At 64.1% G+C, this 22,257-nt stretch carries 22 protein-coding genes and 1 pseudogene; 11 read left to right on the top strand and 12 right to left on the bottom strand.

Annotation, left to right across the window (positions count from 1 at the left end; all coding sequences use genetic code 11):
- Positions 1-25: 25 nt before the first annotated feature.
- Positions 26-2,257: a phosphoribosylformylglycinamidine synthase subunit PurL gene (gene purL / locus ACVMB0_RS31815; protein ID WP_461348730.1), complete on the top strand. Its 2,232-nt coding sequence runs from the start codon at positions 26-28 to the stop codon at positions 2,255-2,257.
- Between the two features lie 99 nt (positions 2,258-2,356).
- Here purL and ACVMB0_RS31810 read toward each other — a convergent pair whose 3' ends face one another.
- Both ACVMB0_RS31810 and ACVMB0_RS31805 read right to left on the bottom strand, forming a co-directional pair.
- Positions 2,357-2,617 carry a GlsB/YeaQ/YmgE family stress response membrane protein gene (locus ACVMB0_RS31810; RefSeq protein ID WP_456753926.1) on the bottom strand — a complete coding sequence of 87 codons (261 nt, stop codon included), beginning with the start codon at positions 2,615-2,617 and terminating at the stop codon, positions 2,357-2,359.
- Between the two features lie 185 nt (positions 2,618-2,802).
- Positions 2,803-3,987: an acyltransferase family protein gene (locus tag ACVMB0_RS31805; RefSeq protein WP_461348729.1), complete on the bottom strand. Its 1,185-nt coding sequence runs from the start codon at positions 3,985-3,987 to the stop codon at positions 2,803-2,805.
- A 188-nt stretch (positions 3,988-4,175) separates the two neighbouring features.
- Between ACVMB0_RS31805 and ACVMB0_RS31800 the strand changes: the two genes are divergently transcribed.
- Positions 4,176-4,349 carry a DUF1328 domain-containing protein gene (locus ACVMB0_RS31800; protein ID WP_029083837.1) on the top strand — a complete coding sequence of 58 codons (174 nt, stop codon included), beginning with the start codon at positions 4,176-4,178 and terminating at the stop codon, positions 4,347-4,349.
- A gap of 130 nt (positions 4,350-4,479) precedes the next feature.
- Here the strand turns inward: ACVMB0_RS31800 and ACVMB0_RS31795 are convergent, their stop codons facing one another.
- Positions 4,480-4,839 (bottom strand): DUF427 domain-containing protein, encoded by a 360-nt coding sequence (locus ACVMB0_RS31795; protein WP_461348728.1) that lies wholly within the window; start codon positions 4,837-4,839, stop codon positions 4,480-4,482.
- A gap of 185 nt (positions 4,840-5,024) precedes the next feature.
- On the opposite strand from ACVMB0_RS31795, the gene ACVMB0_RS31790 reads away from it, so the two are divergent.
- Together ACVMB0_RS31790 and ACVMB0_RS31785 are read left to right on the top strand one after the other, a co-directional pair.
- Positions 5,025-5,261 carry a BolA family protein gene (locus ACVMB0_RS31790; RefSeq protein WP_212015434.1) on the top strand — a complete coding sequence of 79 codons (237 nt, stop codon included), beginning with the start codon at positions 5,025-5,027 and terminating at the stop codon, positions 5,259-5,261.
- 34 nt (positions 5,262-5,295) lie between these two features.
- Positions 5,296-6,477 carry a low temperature requirement protein A gene (locus tag ACVMB0_RS31785; protein WP_456753929.1) on the top strand — a complete coding sequence of 394 codons (1,182 nt, stop codon included), beginning with the start codon at positions 5,296-5,298 and terminating at the stop codon, positions 6,475-6,477.
- A 9-nt stretch (positions 6,478-6,486) separates the two neighbouring features.
- On the opposite strand, the gene ACVMB0_RS31780 is transcribed toward ACVMB0_RS31785, so the two are convergent.
- From ACVMB0_RS31780 to egtB, 3 genes are read right to left on the bottom strand one after another with little or no spacing between them, the layout of a single operon-like run.
- Entirely contained in the window at positions 6,487-6,882 is a 396-nt protein-coding gene (locus tag ACVMB0_RS31780) for a DUF4345 domain-containing protein (protein WP_456753930.1), read from the bottom strand.
- Positions 6,883-6,907: 25 nt separating this feature from the next.
- Positions 6,908-7,876, bottom strand: a complete 969-nt coding sequence (gene egtD / locus ACVMB0_RS31775) for an L-histidine N(alpha)-methyltransferase (protein ID WP_456753931.1) — start codon at positions 7,874-7,876, stop codon at positions 6,908-6,910.
- A 53-nt stretch (positions 7,877-7,929) separates the two neighbouring features.
- Positions 7,930-9,168, bottom strand: a complete 1,239-nt coding sequence (gene egtB, locus ACVMB0_RS31770; RefSeq protein ID WP_461349748.1) for an ergothioneine biosynthesis protein EgtB — start codon at positions 9,166-9,168, stop codon at positions 7,930-7,932.
- Positions 9,169-9,477: 309 nt separating this feature from the next.
- Between egtB and grxD the strand changes: the two genes are divergently transcribed.
- From grxD to ACVMB0_RS31750, 4 genes and pseudogenes are all read left to right on the top strand, one after another.
- Positions 9,478-9,810 (top strand): Grx4 family monothiol glutaredoxin, encoded by a 333-nt coding sequence (grxD, locus tag ACVMB0_RS31765; protein ID WP_016843475.1) that lies wholly within the window; start codon positions 9,478-9,480, stop codon positions 9,808-9,810.
- Positions 9,807-10,358, top strand: a complete 552-nt coding sequence (locus ACVMB0_RS31760) for an O-acetyl-ADP-ribose deacetylase (RefSeq protein ID WP_461349747.1) — start codon at positions 9,807-9,809, stop codon at positions 10,356-10,358. The genes grxD and ACVMB0_RS31760 overlap by 4 nt, the downstream gene beginning before the upstream one ends.
- 67 nt (positions 10,359-10,425) lie before the next feature.
- Positions 10,426-11,690 (top strand): annotated as a pseudogene (locus ACVMB0_RS31755) (serine hydrolase domain-containing protein).
- 1 nt (position 11,691) lies between these two features.
- Positions 11,692-12,951, top strand: a complete 1,260-nt coding sequence (locus ACVMB0_RS31750; protein ID WP_461348727.1) for a serine hydrolase domain-containing protein — start codon at positions 11,692-11,694, stop codon at positions 12,949-12,951.
- A 115-nt stretch (positions 12,952-13,066) separates the two neighbouring features.
- Here ACVMB0_RS31750 and ACVMB0_RS31745 read toward each other — a convergent pair whose 3' ends face one another.
- The 6 genes from ACVMB0_RS31745 to ACVMB0_RS31720 form a co-directional block, all read right to left on the bottom strand.
- Positions 13,067-14,134, bottom strand: coding sequence for a threonine aldolase family protein (locus ACVMB0_RS31745; RefSeq protein WP_461348726.1), 1,068 nt, complete (start codon positions 14,132-14,134; stop codon positions 13,067-13,069).
- Between the two features lie 53 nt (positions 14,135-14,187).
- Positions 14,188-14,466, bottom strand: coding sequence for a type II toxin-antitoxin system RelE/ParE family toxin (locus ACVMB0_RS31740; RefSeq protein WP_461348725.1), 279 nt, complete (start codon positions 14,464-14,466; stop codon positions 14,188-14,190).
- The gene (locus tag ACVMB0_RS31735) at positions 14,463-14,690 is read right to left on the bottom strand and encodes a hypothetical protein (RefSeq protein ID WP_461348724.1); all 228 of its coding nucleotides are present in this window, start codon (positions 14,688-14,690) and stop codon (positions 14,463-14,465) included. The genes ACVMB0_RS31740 and ACVMB0_RS31735 overlap by 4 nt, the downstream gene beginning before the upstream one ends.
- Positions 14,691-14,808: 118 nt before the next feature.
- Positions 14,809-15,426: a 30S ribosomal protein S4 gene (gene rpsD / locus ACVMB0_RS31730; RefSeq protein WP_456753938.1), complete on the bottom strand. Its 618-nt coding sequence runs from the start codon at positions 15,424-15,426 to the stop codon at positions 14,809-14,811.
- 270 nt (positions 15,427-15,696) lie between these two features.
- On the bottom strand, positions 15,697-16,482 hold the full coding sequence (locus ACVMB0_RS31725; protein ID WP_461348723.1) for an acyltransferase: 786 nt from the start codon (positions 16,480-16,482) through the stop codon (positions 15,697-15,699).
- 120 nt (positions 16,483-16,602) lie between these two features.
- Positions 16,603-16,992 carry a cupin domain-containing protein gene (locus ACVMB0_RS31720; RefSeq protein ID WP_456753940.1) on the bottom strand — a complete coding sequence of 130 codons (390 nt, stop codon included), beginning with the start codon at positions 16,990-16,992 and terminating at the stop codon, positions 16,603-16,605.
- Positions 16,993-18,422: 1,430 nt separating this feature from the next.
- Here ACVMB0_RS31720 and ACVMB0_RS31715 point away from each other — a divergent pair.
- From ACVMB0_RS31715 to ACVMB0_RS31705, 3 genes are all read left to right on the top strand, one after another.
- Complete coding sequence (locus tag ACVMB0_RS31715; RefSeq protein ID WP_461348722.1) at positions 18,423-19,451, top strand: formylglycine-generating enzyme family protein; 1,029 nt, start codon at positions 18,423-18,425, stop codon at positions 19,449-19,451.
- On the top strand, positions 19,448-21,118 hold the full coding sequence (locus tag ACVMB0_RS31710) for an arylsulfatase (protein WP_461348721.1): 1,671 nt from the start codon (positions 19,448-19,450) through the stop codon (positions 21,116-21,118). Before ACVMB0_RS31715 ends, ACVMB0_RS31710 begins: the two co-directional genes overlap by 4 nt.
- Positions 21,119-21,255: 137 nt before the next feature.
- A complete protein-coding gene (locus ACVMB0_RS31705) occupies positions 21,256-22,251 on the top strand; it encodes an AAA family ATPase (protein ID WP_461348720.1) in 996 nt (331 codons plus the stop codon).
- Positions 22,252-22,257: the final 6 nt, after the last annotated feature.

Genomic DNA, 22,257 nt, shown 5'->3' with positions numbered 1-22,257 from the left:
GTTCGATCTACCTATTAAGGGTCCCATGACCGCGCCCAAGAACGAGCCCAAGAACGAACCGAAGATCACCCCCGAACTCGTCGCCGCCCACGGGCTGAAGCCGGACGAGTACGAGCGCATCCTGAAGCTGATCGGGCGGGTTCCGACCTTCACCGAGCTCGGCATCTTCTCGGCGATGTGGAACGAGCATTGCTCGTACAAGTCGTCCCGGATCCATCTGCGCGGCCTGCCGACCAAGGCCCCCTGGGTGATCCAGGGCCCCGGCGAGAATGCCGGCGTGATCGATATCGGCGACGGCCAGGCGGTGGTCTTCAAGATGGAGAGCCACAACCATCCGAGCTATATCGAGCCCTATCAGGGGGCGACCACCGGCGTCGGCGGCATCCTGCGCGACGTCTTCACCATGGGCGCGCGCCCGATCGCCTGCCTGAACGCGCTGAGCTTCGGGGCGCCCGAGCACCCGAAGACCCGGCATCTGGTGTCCGGCGTGGTCGCCGGCGTCGGCGGCTACGGCAATTCGTTCGGGGTGCCGACGGTCGGCGGCCAGGTCCGCTTCCACACCCGCTATGACGGCAACATCCTGGTCAACGCGATGGCGGTGGGCCTCGCCAGAGCTGACAAGATCTTCTACGCGGCGGCCTCCGGCGTGAACATGCCGATCGTCTATCTCGGCTCCAAGACCGGCCGCGACGGCATCCATGGCGCCTCGATGGCCTCGGCCGAGTTCGACGATGCCTCCGAGGAGAAGCGGCCGACCGTGCAGGTCGGCGACCCCTTCGCCGAGAAGCTGCTGCTCGAAGCCTGCCTCGAGATCATGGCGGCCGATTGCGTCGTCGCGATCCAGGACATGGGCGCAGCCGGCCTGACCTGCTCGGCGGTCGAGATGGGCGCCAAGGGCGATCTCGGCGTCGACCTCCATCTCGACGCGGTGCCGACCCGCGAGACCGGCATGAGCGCCTACGAGATGATGCTCTCGGAGAGCCAGGAGCGCATGCTCATGGTGCTCAAGCCCGAGAAGGAGCAGGAGGCCGAGGCGATCTTCCGCAAATGGGGGCTCGATTTCGCGATCGTCGGCTACACCACGCCGACCAAGCGCTTCGTCGTCAAGCATGGCGGCGACGTGATGGCCGATCTGCCGATCAAGGAGCTCGGCGACGAGGCCCCGATCTATGACCGTCCGCATGTCGCATCGAGCGCGCTGCCGGTGATCCGTGGCCAGGACGTCAAGCCGCCGCTCGACATCGCCGACGCGTTGACCAAGCTGATCGGCACGTCCGAACTGTGCTCGAAGCGCTGGGTCTGGGAGCAGTACGACCACGTCATCCTCGGCAACACCATGCAGCGCCCCGGCGGCGATGCCGCAGTGGTTCGCGTCGAGGACGGGCCGAAGGGGCTTGCGCTCACCGTCGACGTCACGCCGCGCTATTGCGAGGCCGATCCGTTCGAGGGCGGCAAGCAGGCAGTGGCCGAAGCCTGGCGCAACATCACCGCGGTCGGCGGCCGGCCGCTCGCGATCACCGACAATCTCAATTTCGGCAATCCGGAGCGGCCCGAGATCATGGGCCAGTTCGTCGGCTGCCTGAAAGGAATTGCGGAAGCCTGTATCGCGCTGGACTTCCCGGTCGTATCCGGCAACGTCTCGCTCTACAACGAGACCAACGGCCGCGGCATCCTGCCGACACCCTCGATCGGCGGCGTCGGCGTGCTCGACGACTTCACCAAGTCGGCGACACTGGCGTTCAAGGCGGCGGGCGAGGCGATCCTCCTGGTCGGAGACACCCAGGGCTGGCTCGGCCAGTCGGTTTACCTGCGCGATGTCTGCGGCCGCGAGGAGGGCGCTCCGCCGCCGGTCGATCTCGCCACCGAGAAGCGCAATGGCGACGTGGTGCGCGGCATGATCCGCGCCGGCACCGCGACCGCGGTGCATGACGTGTCCGACGGCGGGCTCCTGATCGCGCTGGCTGAGATGGCGATCGCAAGCGGTATCGGCGCGCAGCTCCTGGCGGCGCCGTCCTCGATCGTGCCGCATGCCTATTGGTATGGCGAGGATCAGGCGCGCTACATCGTCACCGTGCCGGCTGCCGACGCAGGCCTCGTGCTGGCGAAGATGAAGGGCGCCGGCGTGCCCTGCGCGCGGATCGGCACCACCGGCGGCGATGCGATTGCGGTCGCGGGCGAGGCGCCGGTTGCGGTCGAAAGCCTGTCGCGCGCCTTCGAGCATTGGCTGCCGAACTACATGGGCGGCACCGCTGCCTGATCCGGCAGGATCAGCGTCACAACGCAACGACCTCAATAGCGCGATGATTCCATCATCGCGCTATTATCTTTTGTTCAACCGCGATGCCTGCGGATCGCGTCAGGTCGCGCTGCGAACCGCGCGCCAGGCAAAGATGATGATGCAGGCGCCGATGAAGCCGGCGATGAGATAGCTGAGCCAGCCGCCGCCGAGCGACACGCCGAGCAGACCCAACAGCCAGTTCGCCAGCGCCGCGCCGACGATGCCGAGGATGATGTTCATGAAGATGCCGGTTCCGGACTTCATGAACATCTCGGCGAGCCAGCCGGCCAAGCCGCCGACGATGATGGCGGCGATCCATCCAACTTGAGGGTCGTTCATCTGAGGACGCTCCTTGAGGTCATGCAGTCCGCCCAGCATACCCGAGAATCACCCGGCGGCATGTGACCAATGGCAGGTTGTGCGCAACTTGTCGGCCGCGATCCTGCCGTCAGTCTCGCCGCTTGAGGTCCTGTCGTTGATCAGCCCGGCGCGGCAGCACGTGAGAGCGTCGCCGCGAAGGGAAACTACAGCACGTATTTGGCGCCCGGCAGCTTGCGCAGCACGGTGGTGAGGGCCCAGCTCAGGGCCACGGTGGCAAAGAACGCGATCGCAGCCTTTGCGATCGCCGGCAGCTCCATGTCGAACAGCCAGTATTGCAGCCACAGCACGATCGGATAGTGCACCAGGAACATGCCGTAGGCGTCGCCCTGCATGCGATCGAGCAGCGTCGGCCCCGGCGCTTTCGATTGCAGGAAGTAGGCCAGGATCGCGAACAGGATCGAGGCGCTGAACAGCACGTAGAAGCTGCCGTAGATCGCGAGATACCAGGCGGGCAGCGGATCGGGATTACCGATGATCCCCCGCTTGATGTAGATCATCACCCACATCATCGCGTAGGGGATCAGCGTGATGCCGGTCCAGAACCAGCGCCGCTCGGTCAGCCGTCCGTGCGCGCTGAGCACGCCGCTCTCGAAGTTCGCCGCCCCGACGCCCGCGCCAACGAAGAAATAGCAGGCATACAGCAGCACGCGGCTCGCCTGCACCGAAAACGGTCCGAACTCGAACCAATAGTTCTGGCCATAGCTGACCAGCATCGGCAGGTAGGCGGCGGCGCTGACCACGACCAGGAACAGCCAGAACTTCGAGGGACGTTCAAATCCCTTGATGGACAGACGGTTGATCGGATCGAGCAGACGCGACGACACCCGGTACAGCAGGCTCGCGGTCAGGTCGAAGGTCATCAGGACATAGACGAACCAGATCGGGCCGCTCGGCCACGGCCCGGCGGTTACGGTCTTCCACCAGAATTCGGAAAAGGTCAGATCCGGTGTCGCGCGCAGCGCGATCGCGTAATAGGCGATCGGAATCACGGTGACGGCGCAGACCACGAAGGGCAGGCCGAGCCGCAGCAGGCGGTCGCGCAGGAAGATCAGCCACGGCTTGTGGCCGAGCCCGGGCCAGACGAACAGCCCCGACAGGAAGAAGAACATCGCCATGAAGAAGCTGTCGGTGGCGAGCACCACGCAGTCGAAGCCGATCCACGACGTCGGGTCGGTGTGCCCGAAATAGGTGTAGGGAATCACGGCGTGGTGCAGCAGCACGACCAGCGTCAGGAAGGTTCGTGCACGGTCGAGGGCGACATTGCGCTTGTGGAGCTTCGGTGCTGCCTGGACGTCGACGGCCGGAGCCGCGTGAGCAATCGATTTCATGGTGCCCCCAGCCGGGTCTGCAGCCTGATGTTGCAATCGGGAACTCGATTCAGCAAGGCCCAATCGGCCCGTTTCCGTGGTGTCGAAGTCGGTCATCTCAATGCGTTTGTTTCGTTTTGGAACCGGGCTCGGAAGCCGGCGTTATCGGGCGGACGCGCAAACCGCGCGCGCGGTTGTTGGAGCAAGCAATGACACTGCTGAAATGGGCGTTGATCTTCCTGGTCGTCTCGATCATCGCGGGCTTGCTCGGCTTCACCGGCATCTCAGCCGCCTCAGCCGACATCGCGCGCTTCCTGTTCTACGTGTTCGTCGTGATCTTCCTGGTGCTGCTGATCCTCGGGCTCACGATCTTCAGGGCGTAGCGGCGATGCTGCTGCAACAAGCGCTGTCATTCCGGGGCGCGGAGCGACCCCCAATGCGCGATTGCGCATTGTGGAATCTCGAGATTCCGGGTCCGATGCTTGCGCATCGTCCCGGAATGACGATGTTGATTTACGCCACTTCCTCGATCTTCACCTTGTCCGGATAGAAGGCGAGGTGGCCGGCGATCGCGGTCATCGCCGGAAAGGGCTCCTCATAGGTCCAGATCGCATTGTCCAGCGTCTTGCCGTTGGCCTTGATGCTGAAATAGTTCGCATCCCCCTTGTATGGGCAATGCGTGGTCCGCTCGGTGCGGGTCAAAAGCGCCATATTGGCGTCCTGCCGGGGGATATATTGCACGGCCGGATAGCTCGCTTCCTTCAGGGTCAGCGCATGGCTGGTCTCGGCGATCACGACGCCGTCGGCGGTGACGCGGACGCGCCTGGCATTGGGTGTGATCGTGATCGGATGGTCGGGGCCGGGGAGCTTCATGATTCTGCGCCTCTTCTGGTCATTTCGGCGTGATGGCTTGTGACCGATTGATGCAGGTTTAAATCGCTGGGAATGGGGATATAGTGTGCGACAGGATGACCTAGAAGACCTCAGGCGCTAGGTTTTTGCCTGCATGGCTGCCGGGCCAGCGATGATTCGAACGACCCTGATGGAGGTGGACTGGGATGCCGATGGACGCCCGTGATATCGAATCGATGATCAAGGCAGCGATTCCCGATGCCGAGGTGACGATCCGTGATCTGGCCGGCGACGGCGACCACTACGCGGCCACTGTCATATCCGAGTCATTCCGCGGCAAGTCCCGCGTCCAGCAGCATCAGATCGTCTACCAGTCGCTGAAGGGCCAGATGGGCGGCGTGCTGCATGCGCTGGCGCTGCAGACCGGGGTGCCGGGCGGCTAGGCCCTCAAGGCCGGCGGGCGGGGGCCCTCGAGCGATGGCAGACAATCCGCGCGGCGCGATGTTTCGCGTCATCGTGCCGAACCAGCACAGCCGCGTCACCAATGCCGAGCTGTTCTTCGACCTCGTCTTCGTCTTTGCCGTCACGCAGCTGTCGCACACGCTGCTGCATCACTTCACCGCGCTGGGCGCGGTGCAGGTCACGCTGCTGTTCCTCGCGGTGTGGTGGGTGTGGGTTTACACCACCTGGGTCACCAACTGGCTCGATCCCGAGCTGACGCCGGTCCGCTTGCTGCTGTTCGTGCTGATGCTGGGCGGGCTATTGCTGTCGACCTCGATCCCGACTGCCTTCGAGGGGCGCGGGCTGTGGTTTGCCGGGACCTATGCCGCGATGCAGGTCGGCCGCACCGCGTTCTGGCTGCTGGCGACGCCGCGGCGCCGCACGGCGGTGCGCCACAATGCGATCCGCATCCTGACCTGGCTGTCCGGCTCGGCGGTGCTGTGGGTTCTCGGCGGCTTCGCCGAGCACGAGACGCGGATGTGGCTGTGGATCGCGGCGCTGGCCATCGAATATGTCGCGCCCGCGCTGCGGTTCTGGACTCCCAGGCTCGGCTTCTCCTCGATGGAGGCATGGTCGGTCGAGGGCGGCCATATGGCCGAGCGCTGCGCCGGCTTCATCATCATCGCGCTCGGCGAGGCGATCGTGGTCGACGGCGCGACCTTCGCCGAGCTGACCTGGACGCCGGAGAATGTCGCAGCCTTCCTCTCGGCGCTGGTCGGCAGTATCGCGATGTGGTGGATCTATTTCCACAAGGGTGCCGAGGCCGGCTCGGAGATGATCTCCAAGTCCGAGGAATCCGGCCGTGTGGCGCGGATCGCCTACACCTATCTGCACATGCCGATCGTCGGCGGCATCATCCTGACCGCGGTCGCCGACGAGCTGGTGCTGAAGCACCCTGGCGGCCATACCGACCTCAAGACGATCGTGAGCTCGGTTGGCGGCCCCGCGCTGTTCCTGGTCGGGACCATCCTGTTCAAATATGTCATCCGCAATTTCCTGCAGCTCTCGCATGGCGTCGGCATCGTCGCGCTGGCGATAACAGCCTACTTTGCGCATGACCTGTCGCCGTTGACGCTCTCGATCGTCACCACCGCGATCATGATCGTGGTCGCGGCATGGGAATCGATCTCGCTGCGGTCGACCGGGGGAGAGGAATAGCGGTGGCCGCTACCCGTGTCCGGCCGTGGCCACGCGGTGCTGCCAATAGACAAACAGCGGCGCGCCGATCACTTCGAGCACGGTGAAGCCCACGAATGGCAGCGGCGGGATGCCGACCATCGCTATCGACAGCAGCCGGCCGATGCCGCCGAGGAAGATGCCGCCCCACACCATGCGAAACAGCACGCTCTCGCTTTCGATGCGCGGCACCAGCCAGAGCAAAGCAAGGCCGAGACCGAGCCAGACCCCGCCGAAGAAGCGCAGATTGCTGTCGAGCACCGGCAGCGCCGGCACGCCCGAGGAGGCATAGAGTGGATCGCTGACGCCGAGCATGGTGATGATGCCGGTCAGGATCGGGACGAGGGCGAGCGCCGCCGTCGCAATCTGCAGCGCGCGCCGGCCCATTATTGTGTCCCGTCCGGGTTAGACGTCAGTCCGCGACCAGCGCGTGCACCGAGAACATCGTGTCGGCGTCGGTCCAGCTGTTGCGCACCGTCCAGCCCGCGCTGCGGGCCAGCGCGGTGAAGCGCTCGAGCGAATATTTGTAGCTGTTCTCGGTGTGGATGCTCTCGCCTGGACGGAACGCGAAGGTGTTGCCGAGGATCCGCACGGTCTGTGCCTTGCGGCTGATCAAATGCATCTCGATGCGGTGGCGGTCGCGGTTGTAGATCGAACGATGGGTGAAGCCCGAGAGGTCGAAATTGCCGCCGAGCTCGCGGTTGATCCGCACCAGCACATTGAGATTGAAGCGCGCGGTGACGCCGGCCGCGTCGTTATAGGCGTCGTACAGCACGCGCTCGTCCTTCTCGAGGTCGACGCCGATGATCATCTGCGCGCCGTGGCCGAGGATCTGGCGCGCGCTGCGCAGGAAGGCCAGGGCCTCGCTCGGCTCGAAATTGCCGAGTGTCGAGCCTGGGAAGAAGCCGACCTTCGGCATCGCGGCGACGGCATCTGGCAGCGCGAACGGCGCGGTGAAATCGGCCGCGACCGGATAGATGCCGAGACCGGGGAAATCCCTGCGCAGGCCGTCGGCCTGGGCCTTCAGGAAATCTCCGGATATGTCGACCGGCACATAGGCTGCGAATTCGCAATGCTCGAGCAGCAGGCGCACCTTGGTGGTGGCGCCGGCGCCGAACTCGACCAGTGCCGCGCCGTCCGGGATGATCGCGGCGATCTCGTCGCCGCGGTCGCGCAGGATGCCGAGCTCGGTGCGGGTCGGGTAGTATTCCGGCAGCACGGTGATCTGCTCGAACAGCTCCGAGCCGGTGGCGTCATAGAAATATTTCGGCGACAGCCGTTTCGGGTGACGGGCGAGGTCGCCGATCACATCGTCGGCAAACGCCGAGGTCGCTTCGTCGAACGGATACGCTTTGGCCGAAGCGGCGGCATGCACATTCATGATACTCTCCTGAACGCGCTGACCGGCGCGCACTTGATGTCGACAGGACTAGATCAGGCGTAGTCGGCGAGGCGTAACCCCGTGAATTGCCAGCGATGGTGCGGATAGAAGAAGTTGCGATAGGTGACGCGGCTATGACCTGTCGGCGTCGCCAGCGACGAGCCGCGCAGCACCAGCTGGTTGACCATGAACTTGCCGTTGTATTCACCGAGCGCGCCTTCGATCGCGCGGTAGCCCGGGTAGGGCGAGTAAGAGCTGCGGGTCCACTGCCAGACGATGCCGTAGGCATCGTTGAGCAGTCCGGCGCGCGCTGCGACCTCCCATTCCATCTCGGTCGGCAGATGCTTGCCGGCCCAGCGGGCGAAGGCGTCGGCCTCGTAGTAGCTGACGTGGCAGACCGGGGCCTGCGGATCGATTGCTTGCAGGCCGCCCAGCGTCATGATCTTCCATTCGCCGTCGATCTCGCGCCAATGGCCGGGCGCCTGCCAGCCCTCGTTGCTGACGGTAGCGAAGCCATCCATCAGCCACAGCGTGGCGGTGGAGTAGCCGCCGTCCTTCATGAAGGCGAGCCAGTCTGCATTGCTGACGAGGTTTTTCGCAAGCTTGACCGGGCCGACCAGCGCGCGATGCGCGGGCTTCTCATTGTCGAAATGGAAGCTGTCGTCGGCATGGCCGACGGTGTGGATGCCTTCATTGAGCGTCACCCATTCGTCCGTGCCGCGGTGCGACGCCGGGAAGCGCCAGGCCGGATCGTAGGCCGGCGGGATCGGGTTCTGCGCGAACGCGTGCAGGATGTCGGTGTAGATCAACTCCTGATGCTGCTGCTCGTGATTGAGGCCGACCTCGACCAGCGGCACCAGCGCTTCGAGCTTTTCCAACGTGGCGGTCTGGAAGAATTTCACCACCTCCGCGTCGACATGGCGGCGGTAGGCGGTGACTTCGTCTGATGTCGGGCGCGTCAGATGGCCGCGCTGGTGGCGGGCATGTCGGGGGCCGGCGCTGACGTAATAGGAATTGAACAGATAGGCGTAGTCCGGGTGGAATGGCGTGTAGCCTTTGACGTGCTCGCCGAGCAGAAACTGCTCGAAGAACCAGGTCGTATGGGCGCGGTGCCACTTGGCGGGGCTCGCATCCGGCATCGACTGGATCAGCTGGTCTTCCGCCGACAGTGGCGCGACGCGGCGCTCGGTCTCATCGCGGACCGCGCGATAGGCGTCGATCAGCCGCTCCGCGAGCGGCCCGGATTCGGAGGAAAGTGACGGGGAAGGCCGCAGAAAGGGCGGTCGCGGCAGAGGCTGGTTTCGTCACGAGGGTCTCCGATTCGAGGGGAGAACGTTGCTTCGGCAATCTGGTTCCTGGCGGACAGTTCGTCCTAGATAGGGGCTCCGTTACGGGAAAAAAGCCTCCCCCGTGATGATATTGGGCCCGTCAGATAATCCCGGCGCCTTTTGGGGCCCGGTCCGGCCGCCGCCGCATGCCAGATTTCCGCCATTTTGCTTTGGATGCACAATGGTTTGAGCTACATATATAGCCAGTCACGGGTTAGAAGGGCGGGCCGGCCCGTCAAGGCCTGAGAGCGCCGCCCACGCAAGGAAGCGAAAATGAGCATCGAGCAATTCATCGACAACGAAGTGAAGTCGAACGACGTCGTGCTGTTTATGAAGGGCACGCCGCAATTCCCGCAGTGCGGGTTTTCCGGTCAGGTCGTGCAGATCCTCGACCACATCGGTGTCGGCTACAAAGGCCTCAACGTTCTCGAATCCGCCGAGCTGCGCAACGGCATCAAGGTCTATTCGAACTGGCCGACGATTCCGCAGCTCTATGTGAAGGGCGAGTTCGTCGGCGGTTGCGATATCATCCGCGAGATGTTCCAGGCCGGTGAATTGCAGCAGCTGTTTGCCGACAAGGGCATCCCGGTCGACGTGGCTGCCTGACCTTGACCGCGCGCCGGATCGGCAAGGCGCGGCTCGACGTCATCGTTACCGACATCACGACGCTCCGCGTTGACGCCATCGTCAACGCGGCCAATTCATCGCTGCTCGGCGGCGGCGGCGTCGACGGCGCGATCCATCGTGCCGCGGGCCCCGAGTTGCTTGCCGAGTGCCGCACGTTGCACGGCTGCAAGACGGGTGATGCCAAAATCACCAGGGGTTACCGGCTCCCGGCCGGACATGTGATCCATGCGGTCGGCCCCATCTGGCACGGCGGCACCCAGAACGAGGATGCGCTGCTCGCATCGTGCTATCGCCGCGGCATCGAGCTGTGCCATGCCAACCAGCTCGCTTCCATTGCATTTCCCGCCATCTCGACCGGCGTCTATCACTTCCCGCCGGACCGCGCCGCCGGCATTGCGGTCAAGTCAGTGGTCGATGCCCTGGCGGCCGCACCCGGCGTTACGCAGGTGATCTTCTGCTGCTTCTCGGCCCCGAGCGGCGAGCTCCATCAGGAGGTCCTGGACGGCTTTGGCAGCCCTTGTGCCTGATGATACCGCCGCTACACTTCTCCGTGATTTCCGGAGAGGGATAGTTCGAATGCATTCATTTCGTTTGATGTGCGCGGCCGCCGTCGCCGCGGCGGCGCTCGCGGCGCCGGTGGCGCGGGCCGAAGGCAGCTATGAGATCCCGGCGGGCGCGCATTTCAACCCCGACAAGCTCGCCAAGATCAGCGAGTTCTTCAAGAACGAGGTCGCGACCGGAAAGATTCCCGGCGCCATCGTCCTGATCCAGCAGCACGGCAAGCCGGTCTATCACGAGGCCTTCGGCGTGCAGGATGTGGACAGCAAGGTGCCGATCACGGACAAGACCATCTTCCGCCTGGCTTCGATGTCCAAGTCGATCACCGCCGTCGCCTCGATGCAGCTGCTGGAGGAGGGCAAATACAAGCTCGACGATCCCGTCTCGAAATACATTCCCTCCTTTGCCGACATGAAGGTCGGGGTCGAGAAGAAGGCCGAGGACGGCACCAAGACGCTCGAGCTGGTGCCGTTGAAGCGGCCGATCACGATCCTCGATCTGATGACGCATACGTCCGGCATCACCTACGGCTTCTATGGCGACAGCCTGGTCCGCAAGGCCTACAAGGCAGCCGATATCTATGGCGGCGATTTCGATCTCGCTGAATTCGCCGAGCGGATCGCCAAGCTGCCGCTGCACAACCAGCCCGGTGCGCTCTGGCAATACGGCCATTCCACCGACATCCTGGCGCGCGTGATGGAGATTACCACCGGCGAGAAGCTCTCGACGATCGAGCAGGAAAGGCTGCTCGGCCCCCGCTCGGCATGAAGGACACCGGCTTCTTCGTCACCGATCCCGAGAAGCAGAAGCTGATGGCCGAGCCGATGCCGAACGACAGCGATTTCCGGGTCGGCCGGGTCAACGATCCGACCAAGGTCAAGAAATGGGAGTCCGCCAGCGGCGGCATGGTCTCGACCATGGCGGACTATTCGCGCTTCGCCCAGATGCTGCTCAACGGCGGCACGCTCGACGGCAAGACCATCATGAAGCCCGAGACGTTCAAGGAGCTGACCACCGACCGTGTCGGCCCGGGCTCCGGCGTCGAGCGCGACTATTTCTACTTCCCCGGCGACGGCTTCGGCTTCGGGCTCGGGATTGCGGTGCGCACCGATCCGGGCAATGCGAAGCCGCCGCCGCCCGGCGACCTCGGCGAGCTGAAATGGGACGGCGCCAGCGGCTGCTACTATGTCATCGACCGCAAGCAGGACTTCTTCTTCGTCCTCTTGGAGCAGACGCCGAGCGAGCGCCAGCGCATCCAGCGAACGTTGAAGCAGCTCGTTTATGAAGCCATGGAGAACTGATATGCGCGGGTGCTGCGCGATCGTCGCGGCGCTCGTGCTCGCGTGCGCAACGGTTGCGGAGGCCGGCTCCGCGGGTCCGGCCGCGCACAGCTTCTCGGCGGAAGGCCTCGCCAAGGTCTCCGACTATGTCAGGAACGAGATCGCGACCGGAAAGATTCCCGGCGCGATCCTGCTGCTGCAGCAGCACGGCGAGCCGGTCTACTACCAGAATTTCGGGGTTCGCGACGTCGCAACGGAATTGTCGATGAGCGCGGACACCATCTTCCGCCTCTACTCGATGTCGAAGCCGATCACGACTGTGATCGCGATGATGCTGGTGGAGGAAGGCAAGCTCGCCCTCAGCGATCCCGTGTCGAAATACATCCCGGCCTTCGCCGACATGAAGGTCGGCGTGGAGAAGCGCGGCGACGAGGGCAAGCCGATGATGGCGCTGGAGCCGCTCAAGCGGCCCGTCACCATCGAGGATCTGATGCGTCACACCGCGGGCCTGCCCTACGGCTATTATGGCGGCGGCGTCGTGAACAAGACCTACGCCGATGCCGGCCTGTTCAATAGCGATCCCGACAACGCCGAGTTCGTGGCGCGGCTCACCGCGCTGCCGCTTGCCGAGCAACCCGGCACGCAATGGGACTACGGCCATTCCACCGATGTGCTCGGCCGCATCATCGAGGTGATAACGGGAAAGTCCCTGTTTCAGGTCGAGAAGGAGCGGCTGCTCGGCCCGCTCGGCATGACCGAGACCGCGTTCTATGTCGCCGACCCCGCGAAATGGCCGCTGATCGCCGAGCCGATGCCGACGGATCGCATCATCAGTCCGGTCGCTGACGTCAGCGACCCGCGCCGGCCGCTGCGGCGGGAATCCGGCGGCGGCGGCATGGTCGGCACCATCGGAGACTACGCGCGCTTCTCGCAGATGCTGTTGAGCGGCGGCCTCTATGACGGGCGGCGCTACCTGAAGCCGGAGACCATCGCGCTGATGGCGCGGGACCATATCGGCCCGGAAACCGGCATCGTGCGCGACAAGAACTACTATCCCGGTCCGAACTCCGGCTTCGGCCTCGGCTTCGCGGTCCGCACCTCGGTGCCGGCGAATACGGACTGGCCCTTGGGCGAGTACCGCTGGGACGGTGTCGGCGGCACCTTCTTCTTCATCGACCCCGCCGACGATCTGTTCGGCATCTTCATGGTGCAGACGCCATCACAGCGCGGCCGGATCCAGCAGGAGCTGAAGACGCTGATCTACCAGGCGATGGGGCGGTAATTCGGATAGGACCATCCTCTCGTCATTGCGAGGAGCGATAGCGACGAAGCAATCCATCGCTCCGCGTGCACGGACAGGTGGATTGCTTCGCTTCGCTCGCAATGACGAGCTGATACTACGCCGCGCGCACGATATCCCTGACGTGACCGATCGCTTCCTCGATCATCGCCGCGGTGACGTCGAGATGCGTGCAGGCCCTGATCCGGCCGTCCATCATCGCCAGCGTCACGCCGCGCTTGCGCAGCTCGGCGACCATCTTGTCGCCCGACACGCCAGCGCCGTCCGGCTTGAAGAACACGAGGTTGGTCTCCGGTGCCTGCACCGCGATGCCGTTGATCTGCGACAGTCCGCGGGCCAGCGCCCGGGCATTGGCGTGATCGTCGGCGAGGCGCTCGACATGATGATCGAGCGCGTAGATGCAGGCAGCGGCGCAGACGCCGGACTGCCGCATCGAGCCGCCGAGCCGCTGTTTCCAGCGCCAGACGTCGTCGATGAACGCTTTGGTGCCGGCGATGACGCCGCCGATCGGCGCGCCGAGGCCCTTGGAGAAATCGATCCAGGTCGAATCCCAGCCCGCCGTCATGTCGCGCGGCGAGATGCCAGAGGCAACCGTGGCGTTGAGCAGCCGCGCGCCGTCCATGTGGGTCACCAGCCCATGGGCCTTGGCGATGCCCGCGATCTCGTCGAGCGCGGCCTTCTTCCAGATCGTGCCGCCGCCGATATTGGCGGTCTGCTCGACGCTGACGAGCACCTGCGGCGGCTGATAGCGAGTGCGCGGATGCAGCGCGGCGCGGAACGTCTCCGGCGTGAACTGGCCGTCATCGCCGTGTAGCTGCGTGATCTGGAAGCCGCCGAGCGCGGCATGCGCGCCGCCCTCGCGCGCGATGATATGCGCAGTCGCGTGCGCCAGGATCTCGTCGCCGGGGCGGCAAGTGGCCAGCGTCGCGGCGACGTTGCACATCGTGCCCGACGGCATGAAGACGGCGGCCTCCTTGCCGAGCAGATCGGCGACGCGGGCGTTGAGCTCGTTGGTGGTCGGATCGTCGCCGACCTGCTCGTCGCCGACCTCCGCTTTGGCCATCGCCTCGCGCATTGCCGGCGTCGGTTTGGTCTGGGTGTCCGACAGCAGGTTGATGCGGACGGTGGCCGCTTTCGGATCGGGCCGGGCGGGGGTGTAGTGCATGGCTTACCTCATCGCACCGCGACGCCGCCGCTGCGGGTGCGGCGCGGTTCACGCTAGGCTATAGGTTTTCGGGCGGCGTGGCGAAACCGCAAAATGATAATTTCGTTTGGCGTCACGCGGTAATCGATTAGGTAAGGGTACGGTGTCGCTGCAAGTCGACGGACGCCGGAGCGACTTGTCGCGCGTCCCGCATAAGGCCGCTCCTGCAGCAGGCCGACGAGAGCGAGGACGCGATCGCGGACGTTCACTTCGCCCTGAGGCGATTGTTCCCCAACGTATGAAAGAGCGCGGTCGATCTGCGCCAGCGCGCGTCTCGTATAGCGAACGTTCACAGCCCGTGCTTGGTCCACATGGCACGGACTTCCTCGGCCGTCGCCAGTTCGCCCCGGGCAATTTCGGCATCGGCCTCGGCCAGATCGGTCTCTTCTTCAGCCGTCAGCTGGAGCGGCGGCTGGTCGACGCCGGCGAGTTGCAGCATGATTTGCGCAAGCTCGTCCTGCTCCGTATCCGGCAGGCTTGAAACGGTATCAAAGGCTTGTTCGAGCAACCGGGTCATCGACAGGATTCCCTCGTGGCGGGCACTGCGCCGCCCACCGAGTATATCATCATCCCTTAGCCAAACAAAAAGGCCCCGGCAAAACCGGGGCCTTTCCGAACTCGCATGCGTGAAGTGATCAGCGCGAATAGAATTCGACGATCAGATGCGGCTCCATCTGCACCGGGAACGGCACGTCCGAGAGGCCGGGGGTGCGCGTGAACTTCGCGGTCATCTTGGAGTGATCGACCTCGATGAAGTCGGGCACGTCACGCTCGGGCAGCTGGCTGGCTTCCAGCACCGGGGTGAGCTGCTTGGAGGATTCCTTGACCTCGATGGTGTCGCCGATCTTCAGCTTGTAGCTGCCGATGTTGACCTTGCGGCCGTTCACCTTGATGTGGCCGTGGTTGATGAACTGGCGCGCGGCGAACATCGTGGAGACGAACTTAGCGCGATAGACCACGGTGTCGAGACGACGCTCCAACAGGCCGATCAGATTCTCGCCGGTGTCGCCCTTCAGGCGGCTCGCCTCGACATAGATGCCGTGGAACTGGCGCTCGGAAATGTTGGCGTAGTAGCCCTTGAGCTTCTGCTTGGCGCGGAGCTGCACGCCGAAGTCGGAGAGCTTGCCCTTGCGGCGCTGGCCGTGCTGGCCGGGGCCGTATTCGCGGCGGTTCACGGGGCTCTTCGGGCGGCCCCAGATATTCTGGCCCATGCGGCGATCGATCTTGTACTTCGCCTCACTGCGCTTTGTCATCGCGTCCTCTTGGTATAGCCGTCGCCATCCAGCGTCCGGCGTTTTGTCAGTCCAGGGTTTGAGGAGACGCGCCCTCCTGTGTACCGGCCCAAAGGCCCGTACCGACAGGTCCGCCTCGAAAGCTCGGGGAGAACCACGGGTCGCGAAACGCTTCGCGGGCCGAAACCGGCCCGCGAGCAAGGGTGGTCTTAAGGAGAAAGTCCGGTCCTGTCAAACAAAACGCGGGGCATTTTGGGTCGAATCGCGCCAAAATCGGCCTGTTTTGCCGCCTTACAGGCGGTTTCCGGCCGTCCGGACCGGCCTGGCATCGGCCTGCGACCCGATCGCGGCCAATTCCGCGGCGATTTCGCCGCCCAGCACCTGCTCGAGCCGGGTCATGGTCTGGGCGATCAGGGCGGCATCACAGACCAGATGGTCCCAGCGCAGCACCACGTCGACCGTGTGATCCGGCTTGATCACGCCATAGCTCAGCAGGAAGGGGCCCGGGCTCAGCGCGTGCAGTTCGCCGGGACCATAGGCTGCGACCGAGGTCACGCCAAAGCTGCCGCAGAAATTGGCGCGCTGCCGGCCGAAATTCATTCCGATCGCCCAGGCCAGGCGGCGCAGCGGAAGCGGCAGGCGCGTCACACAGAGCGTCTTGCGGAACGAGGGGATTTCGTGCAGCGGTGCGGTCTTGGCGCGCCGGATCAGCGCGTCGACATCGGTGAGCGCCATCGCGTCGGCGCCGCGCACGCGCTCGAACAGCACGCATTCCTCACCCTTCTCAACCCGCGCAATCGCCACCATGCCGACGCTGCACGGCAGCTCGTACAGGCAAGGCCACGGCCATTTGACATGCAGCGTGCGGAGCATCGGCTCGGTCTTGGCAACCAGCGCGAAGGCCTTGACGAAGATGGCGGCCCAGCCGGGTGCCTGCGCCATGCGTGCGCGCGCCTCGACGACGGCACGGACGTTCAGTGTGCGGGTGAGGGAGACGAACGGCACGCCGGCCGACGCGTGCATGAGGTCGGCGACGAGGCGGCGCGGCAATGAGATCTGACGAAATTTACCGCGCATCCGTTCGGTTCATATCCCTGCAAACAGGCAAAAAATCAAAGGCCCGGCGAACTGAAATTGTTGCTCGCCGCACCTGAAACTAACATGAACCAAACTGATCGGAGGTCCATTTGGTTCGGCTCAAGGCGCTGGTTTTGCCAGGGGCTCTCCGGCCTTGACCACGTAGACCCCAAGGACCTTGAGCGACTTGTCGCCGGACGTCTTGGCGTCGTGCACCGCACCTTCCGGGATTTGGTAGGAATCGCCAGCCTTTAGCTTCAAAGGCGGCTTGCCGTCGATCAGAAGCTCGAGCTCGCCTTCGAGCACATAGCCGGTTTCGACGCCGGGATGGCTGTGGCGCCCCGACGCACCCCCGGTCGGAACCTCGGCAATCGCCGTGACCGTGTTGTAGCCCGCCGGAAAATCGACCTTCTGCAGCGGGGTTCGCTTGATGCCGCTTTGTTGCGCCACAGCAGCGCCGGCACCGGCAAAGGCAATCACGGTGAGACCAAGCAGCAATTTCCTGAACATGCATTTCCTCCCCAACCGGCGGAAGTCTAGCAGCGCGGAATCGCGGCGAAAAGCACATGATGTGTGATGTGGGCTTCCGACATTGGGATTAGTCCGTTCATCAAATCGCGCAGGCATCGTGGAATTATGCGCGGCAGCGCTTACACGGAGCTTACAAGCTGTTGAGGCAATTGCAGCGCGGGCCGTTTGGTCTGTCGCGGGCGCGATGCAGAGCGTCCATGAACCTGACCGGAACTTGTTCGCGCTCGAACGGCGGAGGGCGCCGACCGCGATCGACACCTGGCGCCTGATCCCGACGAACGCGGCTATGCCGCGCTGAAACAACGACCAGTCGAAGCCGCGAGCGAGCGCGAGGTGCTGCGCTCGATGATCGCATGCTTGCTCGGGAGCGCGCGACGTCGCTTCGTCTTTCGCTGCATCCAAAGCTCGATGCATTCCGGTTCGTGCCGCGCGTTCAATTCGCGCGATCGATCGGCCGTGTCCTGCGACATTGTGCCTCGATTGATTTTGATCGGCGAGGCTGGCTCGCGGAGCGGATCTGCAAACGAGCGCAATTTTCCTTGTTTTCCGCGAATACGATCATGGCGACGGCGTCGGATTGACCGGAATTGCGACATCCTTCGTTAAGGCTGCTCGCTCCGGGGTTGAGACTGGCACAAATTGCACATTACACGCCGAGCGTGTTGCGCTAATCTTTGAACGCAAAGCGAAATAGCTCGTGACGTTCGAGGGGACGGATCACGCGCAGCGCGAGCGGCTGTGCGTATGGACGCGCATGGCGATGAGGAACGGAGCAGAAAGGGAAGAAGGCCTGACGTAATCAAACGCTGCCGAAACGAGCAGCATCGAAAAAGTGGAAGGGCGCGACATGCATTCGACGACGACATTCGGTCATCAAGAACCGACGACTGCAATCTTCACCAGGATAATCGGTTTGGCAGCCGTCGGAGCGGCCATACTTCTCGCGCACGCCGGTCCGGCATCGGCACTCAACATCGGCGCTTCCGCTTCACTCCCCATCGTCAGGCAGCAGGATGCGAGTAGCGACGTCGTCCAGATACGCGCGGTCGTGCGCCGAGGCGGCGTTGCCGTCGGTCCGCGTGGTGGCGCGGTTGCCTATCGCAGCCGGACGGTTGTGCGTCCAGGAGTTCGGCCCGGCTGGCATGGCGCCGGCACGCGTTGGGTTGGCCCGGGGCCGCGTCCGCTCCCGGGACCGCGACCGGGCGGTTGGGCACGGCCGGGTTGGTACGGCTGGCCGGTTGGCGGTGCCATTGCGGCCGGCGCAGCGCTCGGCTTCGTGACGGCAGCAAGCGCCGCCGCCTGGGCCGGCGCGCCGCCGGCACCCGGCATGTGCTGGTACTACACAGACCCATCAAGAACACAGGGTTTCTGGGACTACTGCCCACGGTAACGCGCGCAGGTGCTTCGCCATGCATGGGGCAGACATCGGTTCCGTCAAGATAGAGCCAGACGACTGCGTCCAGACCGACGACATGGTCTGGATTCCCGGCGGCACGTTCCGCATGGGCTCCGACCATCATTATCCCGAGGAAGCGCCCTCGCACCGGGCATCGGTTGATGGATTCTGGATCGACCGCACGCCGGTGACCAACGCCCAATTCCGTGAATTCGTGCGCGACACCGGTCACGTCACGGTCGCCGAGCGGCCGCCGGATCCGGGGCAGTATCCGGGCGCGCTGCCGCACATGCTGTACGCCGGCTCGCTGGTGTTCTCTCCGCCGCGCCGGGTCACCACGCTGCGCGACTGGAGCCAATGGTGGACCTTCATGCGGGGCGCGAACTGGCGTCGTCCCTATGGCCCGCGCAGCAACATCAATGCGCTCGGCAGTCATCCGGTGGTCCACGTCGCCTATGCCGATGCGCTCGCCTACGCCAAATGGGCCGGCAAGGAGCTTGCGACCGAAGCGGAGTGGGAGTTCGCGGCGCGCGGCGGGCTCGAAGCCGAGGAATTTGCCTGGGGCAATGCCTTGACGCCCGGCGGCAACCACATGGCCAACATCTGGCAGGGCAATTTCCCGCTGCAGAATCTCTGCGAGGACGGTTTTGACCGAACCTCGCCGGTGACGGCATTCCCGCCGAACGGTTATGGCGTCCACGACATGATCGGCAATGTCTGGGAGTGGACCAGCGACTGGTGGTCCGCCCGGCACGAAGCCGACGCCGCGAAGCCGTGCTGCATCCCGCAGAACCCGCGCGGCGGCCGCGAGGAGGCGAGCTACGACCCCGCCCAGCCCGCGATCAGGATTCCCCGCAAGGTCCTGAAGGGCGGCTCGCATCTCTGCGCGCCGAACTATTGCCGCCGCTACCGCCCGGCCGCCCGCCATGCCGAGCCGGTCGACACCTCGACCAGCCATGTCGGCTTTCGCTGCGTGGTGCGGCCGGCGGTCCCTTCTCGAGCACCGCAAACGTCGTCTGAAAGTAGAGGGAGTGTTGAATGACTAGCGACAACAACAAGACCGTCGAAACGGAGCAGGTGATCAACCGTAGGAATGTGCTGCTCGGAACCACATCGATCGTCGCAGCGGCGGCGTTGACCTCGGAAGCCCTGGCGCAGGCGCAGAAGGCGGCACCGGCACCTGCGGCAAGCCCGGCGGCGACATCGTCGGACAAGAAGCCGAACATCCTTGTGATCTTCGGCGACGACATCGGCCAGACCAATCTGAGCTGCTATTCGTTCGGCGTGGTCGGCTACAAGACACCGAACATCGATCGTATCGCCAAGGAAGGCATGATGTTCACCGACTATTATGCGGAGAACAGTTGCACGGCCGGGCGGTCCACCTTCATCACTGGGCAGTGCTGCAAGCGTACAGGCCTCTCTAAGGTCGGAGTGCCAGGTGCAACCGTTGGCCTCCAGGATCGAGACATTACGATCGCTCAGGCGCTAAAGCCGCTCGGTTATGCAACCGGTCAGTACGGCAAAAATCATTTGGGTGATCGCGACGAATACCTTCCGACAAAGCACGGCTTCGACGAGTTCTTCGGCAATCTGTACCATTTGAATGCCGAGGAAGAGCCTGAGCGGCCCTACTATCCAAAGAACGATGCGGCCTGGGTCAAGGCCAATGCGCCGCGAGGCGTATTGAAAGCGTCGGCCGACGGCAAAATCGAAGATACGGGGCCGTTGACCGCCAAGCGCATGGAAACGGTGGACGACGAAACCACAGATGCGTGTATTGATTTCATCCAAAGACAGGCGCGCGCCAACCGGCCGTTCTTTTGCTGGATGAACACCACGCACATGCATTTCGTCACGCACGTGCGACCGTCGTATCGAGGGCAGAGCGGGCTGCCCGGAAATGATTATGCCGATGCCATGATCGAGCACGACAACGACGTCGGCAAAATACTGAAGGCGCTCGACGATCTCGGAATTGCCGAGAATACGATTGTGATCTACACCACTGATAACGGTCCAAATCGGTTCTCCTGGCCTGATGCGGCGACGTCGCCGTTTCGAAACGAGAAGGACTCGAACTGGGAAGGTGCCTTTCGGGTGCCGGCGATGATCCGCTGGCCGGGCAAGGTCAAGGCCGGAGAGATCACCAATGAAGTGTTCTCGGGACTGGATTGGTTCCCGACACTCTTGGCTGCCGCCGGAGATACCGACATCAAGGAACGCCTGCTTAAGGGGACCAGCGTCAGTGGAAAGTCCTACAAGGTTCACCTCGATGGATATAACCAACTCCCGTTCCTCACAGGGCAGCAGCCGAAGAGCGGACGCACTGAATTCGCCTACTTCAATGATGACGGCGTTCTCGTGGCGTATCGCTTCGAGAACTGGAAAGCAGTCTTTGTCGAGATGAAGCACCCGGGCGGCTTTGCCGTCTGGCAGGAGCCGTTTGTCCCTCTGCGTGTCCCGAAGCTCTTCAACCTGCGAATGGACCCCTACGAGCGGGCGGACATCGTCTCCGATCAGTACGACGACTGGGTCGTGAAGAATGCCTACCTGATTTCCTATCTAAGCGGAAAAGCGGCAGGCTTTCTCGAAACCTTCGTAGAATATCCGCCGAGCCAGGAGCAGGCGAGCTTCTCGATCGACCAGATCTCGCGCGACGTCGAGGCGAAGATCAAGGCGAACGCGGCCAAGGCGGGCGCCAAGTAACGCGGCCGGCCGCCCGCGCTTGCGAGCGGCCTGACACGACGAGACCGGGAGGCGCCGGCACAAGCGATGCCTCCCGCGCGGACACAAGCAGGATTTTGATGGTCAGCTCCGGCCCCACTGCGTTGCGGTCTTCGCCGATGAACGAGAACACAACAGCTTCGTCGGCCCGCAATGCCGTGCTTGATCTCAAGGCGCGCATCGGCAGATCGGTGCTCGGGCAGGAGCATCTGGTCGAGAGCATGCTGATCGGGTTGCTCGCCAACGGCAACATCCTGATCGAAAGTCTGCCGGGGCTTGCCAAGACGCGGGCGGTGAAGACGCTGGCGAAGAATCTCGCGGCGGAGCTGTCACGCGTGCAGTTCACGCCGGACCTGTTGCCGTCGGACGTGACGGGCGCGGAGATCTACCTGCAGACCGAGAAGGGCGGCCAGTTCCAGTTTCAGAAGGGCCCGATCTTCGCCAACCTCGTGCTGGCGGACGAGATCAACCGCGCGCCGGCCAAGGTGCAGTCGGCGCTGCTGGAGGCGATGGAGGAGCGCCAGGTCACGGTCGCCGGCAAGACCTACAAGATGCCTGATCTGTTCATGGTGCTCGCGACCGAGAATCCGATCGAGCAGGAGGGCACCTATCCGCTGCCCGAAGCGCAGCTCGACCGCTTCCTGATGCATGTCGTGATCAGCTATCCCGACGAGGCCACGGAAGCGGAAATTATCAAGCTCAATCGCGCCGAGAATGCGCAGAAGCCGGCAGCCGGCGCCGCCGAGCCGCCGCCGGTGCCGCAACAGGCGATCCTCGATGCGCGCGGGGAGATCGACGGCATCTTCGTCTCCGACCTTGCAGAGAAATACATCGTCGACCTGATCTATGCGACGCGGTTTCCGGGCCGCTACGGCGAAGCCCTGGGCAAGTGGCTCCAGATCGGCGCCAGTCCGCGCGGCAGCCTGGCCATCGATCGCTGCGCGCGGGCGCGGGCATGGCTCGACGGGCAGGACTTCGTCACGCCCGATCACGTGCGATCCGTCGTGCACGACTGCCTGCGGCACCGGCTGATCCTGAGCTACGAGGCGGTATCGCAGGGCATCACCCCCGACCAGGTGATCGACAAGATCACCGAACTTGTCGCTGCTGCGTGAGGCTGT

The organism is Bradyrhizobium sp. USDA 4451 (assembly GCF_054822585.1).
The sequence above is the reverse complement of the archived record's forward strand: the minus strand, read 5'-3'. Positions and strand labels throughout refer to the sequence as shown.

Bases quoted from the DNA above. Each gene is read 5' to 3' on its own strand.
- purL (WP_461348730.1), top strand. From the start codon at position 26: ATGACCGCGCCCAAGAACGAGCCCAAGAACGAACCGAAGATCACCCCC.
- ACVMB0_RS31810 (WP_456753926.1), bottom strand. From the start codon at position 2,617: ATGAACGACCCTCAAGTTGGATGGATCGCCGCCATCATCGTCGGCGGC.
- ACVMB0_RS31805 (WP_461348729.1), bottom strand. From the start codon at position 3,987: ATGAAATCGATTGCTCACGCGGCTCCGGCCGTCGACGTCCAGGCAGCA.
- ACVMB0_RS31800 (WP_029083837.1), top strand. From the start codon at position 4,176: ATGACACTGCTGAAATGGGCGTTGATCTTCCTGGTCGTCTCGATCATC.
- ACVMB0_RS31795 (WP_461348728.1), bottom strand. From the start codon at position 4,839: ATGAAGCTCCCCGGCCCCGACCATCCGATCACGATCACACCCAATGCC.
- ACVMB0_RS31790 (WP_212015434.1), top strand. From the start codon at position 5,025: ATGCCGATGGACGCCCGTGATATCGAATCGATGATCAAGGCAGCGATT.
- ACVMB0_RS31785 (WP_456753929.1), top strand. From the start codon at position 5,296: ATGGCAGACAATCCGCGCGGCGCGATGTTTCGCGTCATCGTGCCGAAC.
- ACVMB0_RS31780 (WP_456753930.1), bottom strand. From the start codon at position 6,882: ATGGGCCGGCGCGCGCTGCAGATTGCGACGGCGGCGCTCGCCCTCGTC.
- egtD (WP_456753931.1), bottom strand. From the start codon at position 7,876: ATGAATGTGCATGCCGCCGCTTCGGCCAAAGCGTATCCGTTCGACGAA.
- grxD (WP_016843475.1), top strand. From the start codon at position 9,478: ATGAGCATCGAGCAATTCATCGACAACGAAGTGAAGTCGAACGACGTC.
- ACVMB0_RS31750 (WP_461348727.1), top strand. From the start codon at position 11,692: ATGCGCGGGTGCTGCGCGATCGTCGCGGCGCTCGTGCTCGCGTGCGCA.
- ACVMB0_RS31745 (WP_461348726.1), bottom strand. From the start codon at position 14,134: ATGCACTACACCCCCGCCCGGCCCGATCCGAAAGCGGCCACCGTCCGC.
- ACVMB0_RS31735 (WP_461348724.1), bottom strand. From the start codon at position 14,690: ATGACCCGGTTGCTCGAACAAGCCTTTGATACCGTTTCAAGCCTGCCG.
- rpsD (WP_456753938.1), bottom strand. From the start codon at position 15,426: ATGACAAAGCGCAGTGAGGCGAAGTACAAGATCGATCGCCGCATGGGC.
- ACVMB0_RS31725 (WP_461348723.1), bottom strand. From the start codon at position 16,482: ATGCGCGGTAAATTTCGTCAGATCTCATTGCCGCGCCGCCTCGTCGCC.
- ACVMB0_RS31720 (WP_456753940.1), bottom strand. From the start codon at position 16,992: ATGTTCAGGAAATTGCTGCTTGGTCTCACCGTGATTGCCTTTGCCGGT.
- ACVMB0_RS31715 (WP_461348722.1), top strand. From the start codon at position 18,423: ATGCATGGGGCAGACATCGGTTCCGTCAAGATAGAGCCAGACGACTGC.
- ACVMB0_RS31710 (WP_461348721.1), top strand. From the start codon at position 19,448: ATGACTAGCGACAACAACAAGACCGTCGAAACGGAGCAGGTGATCAAC.
- ACVMB0_RS31705 (WP_461348720.1), top strand. From the start codon at position 21,256: ATGAACGAGAACACAACAGCTTCGTCGGCCCGCAATGCCGTGCTTGAT.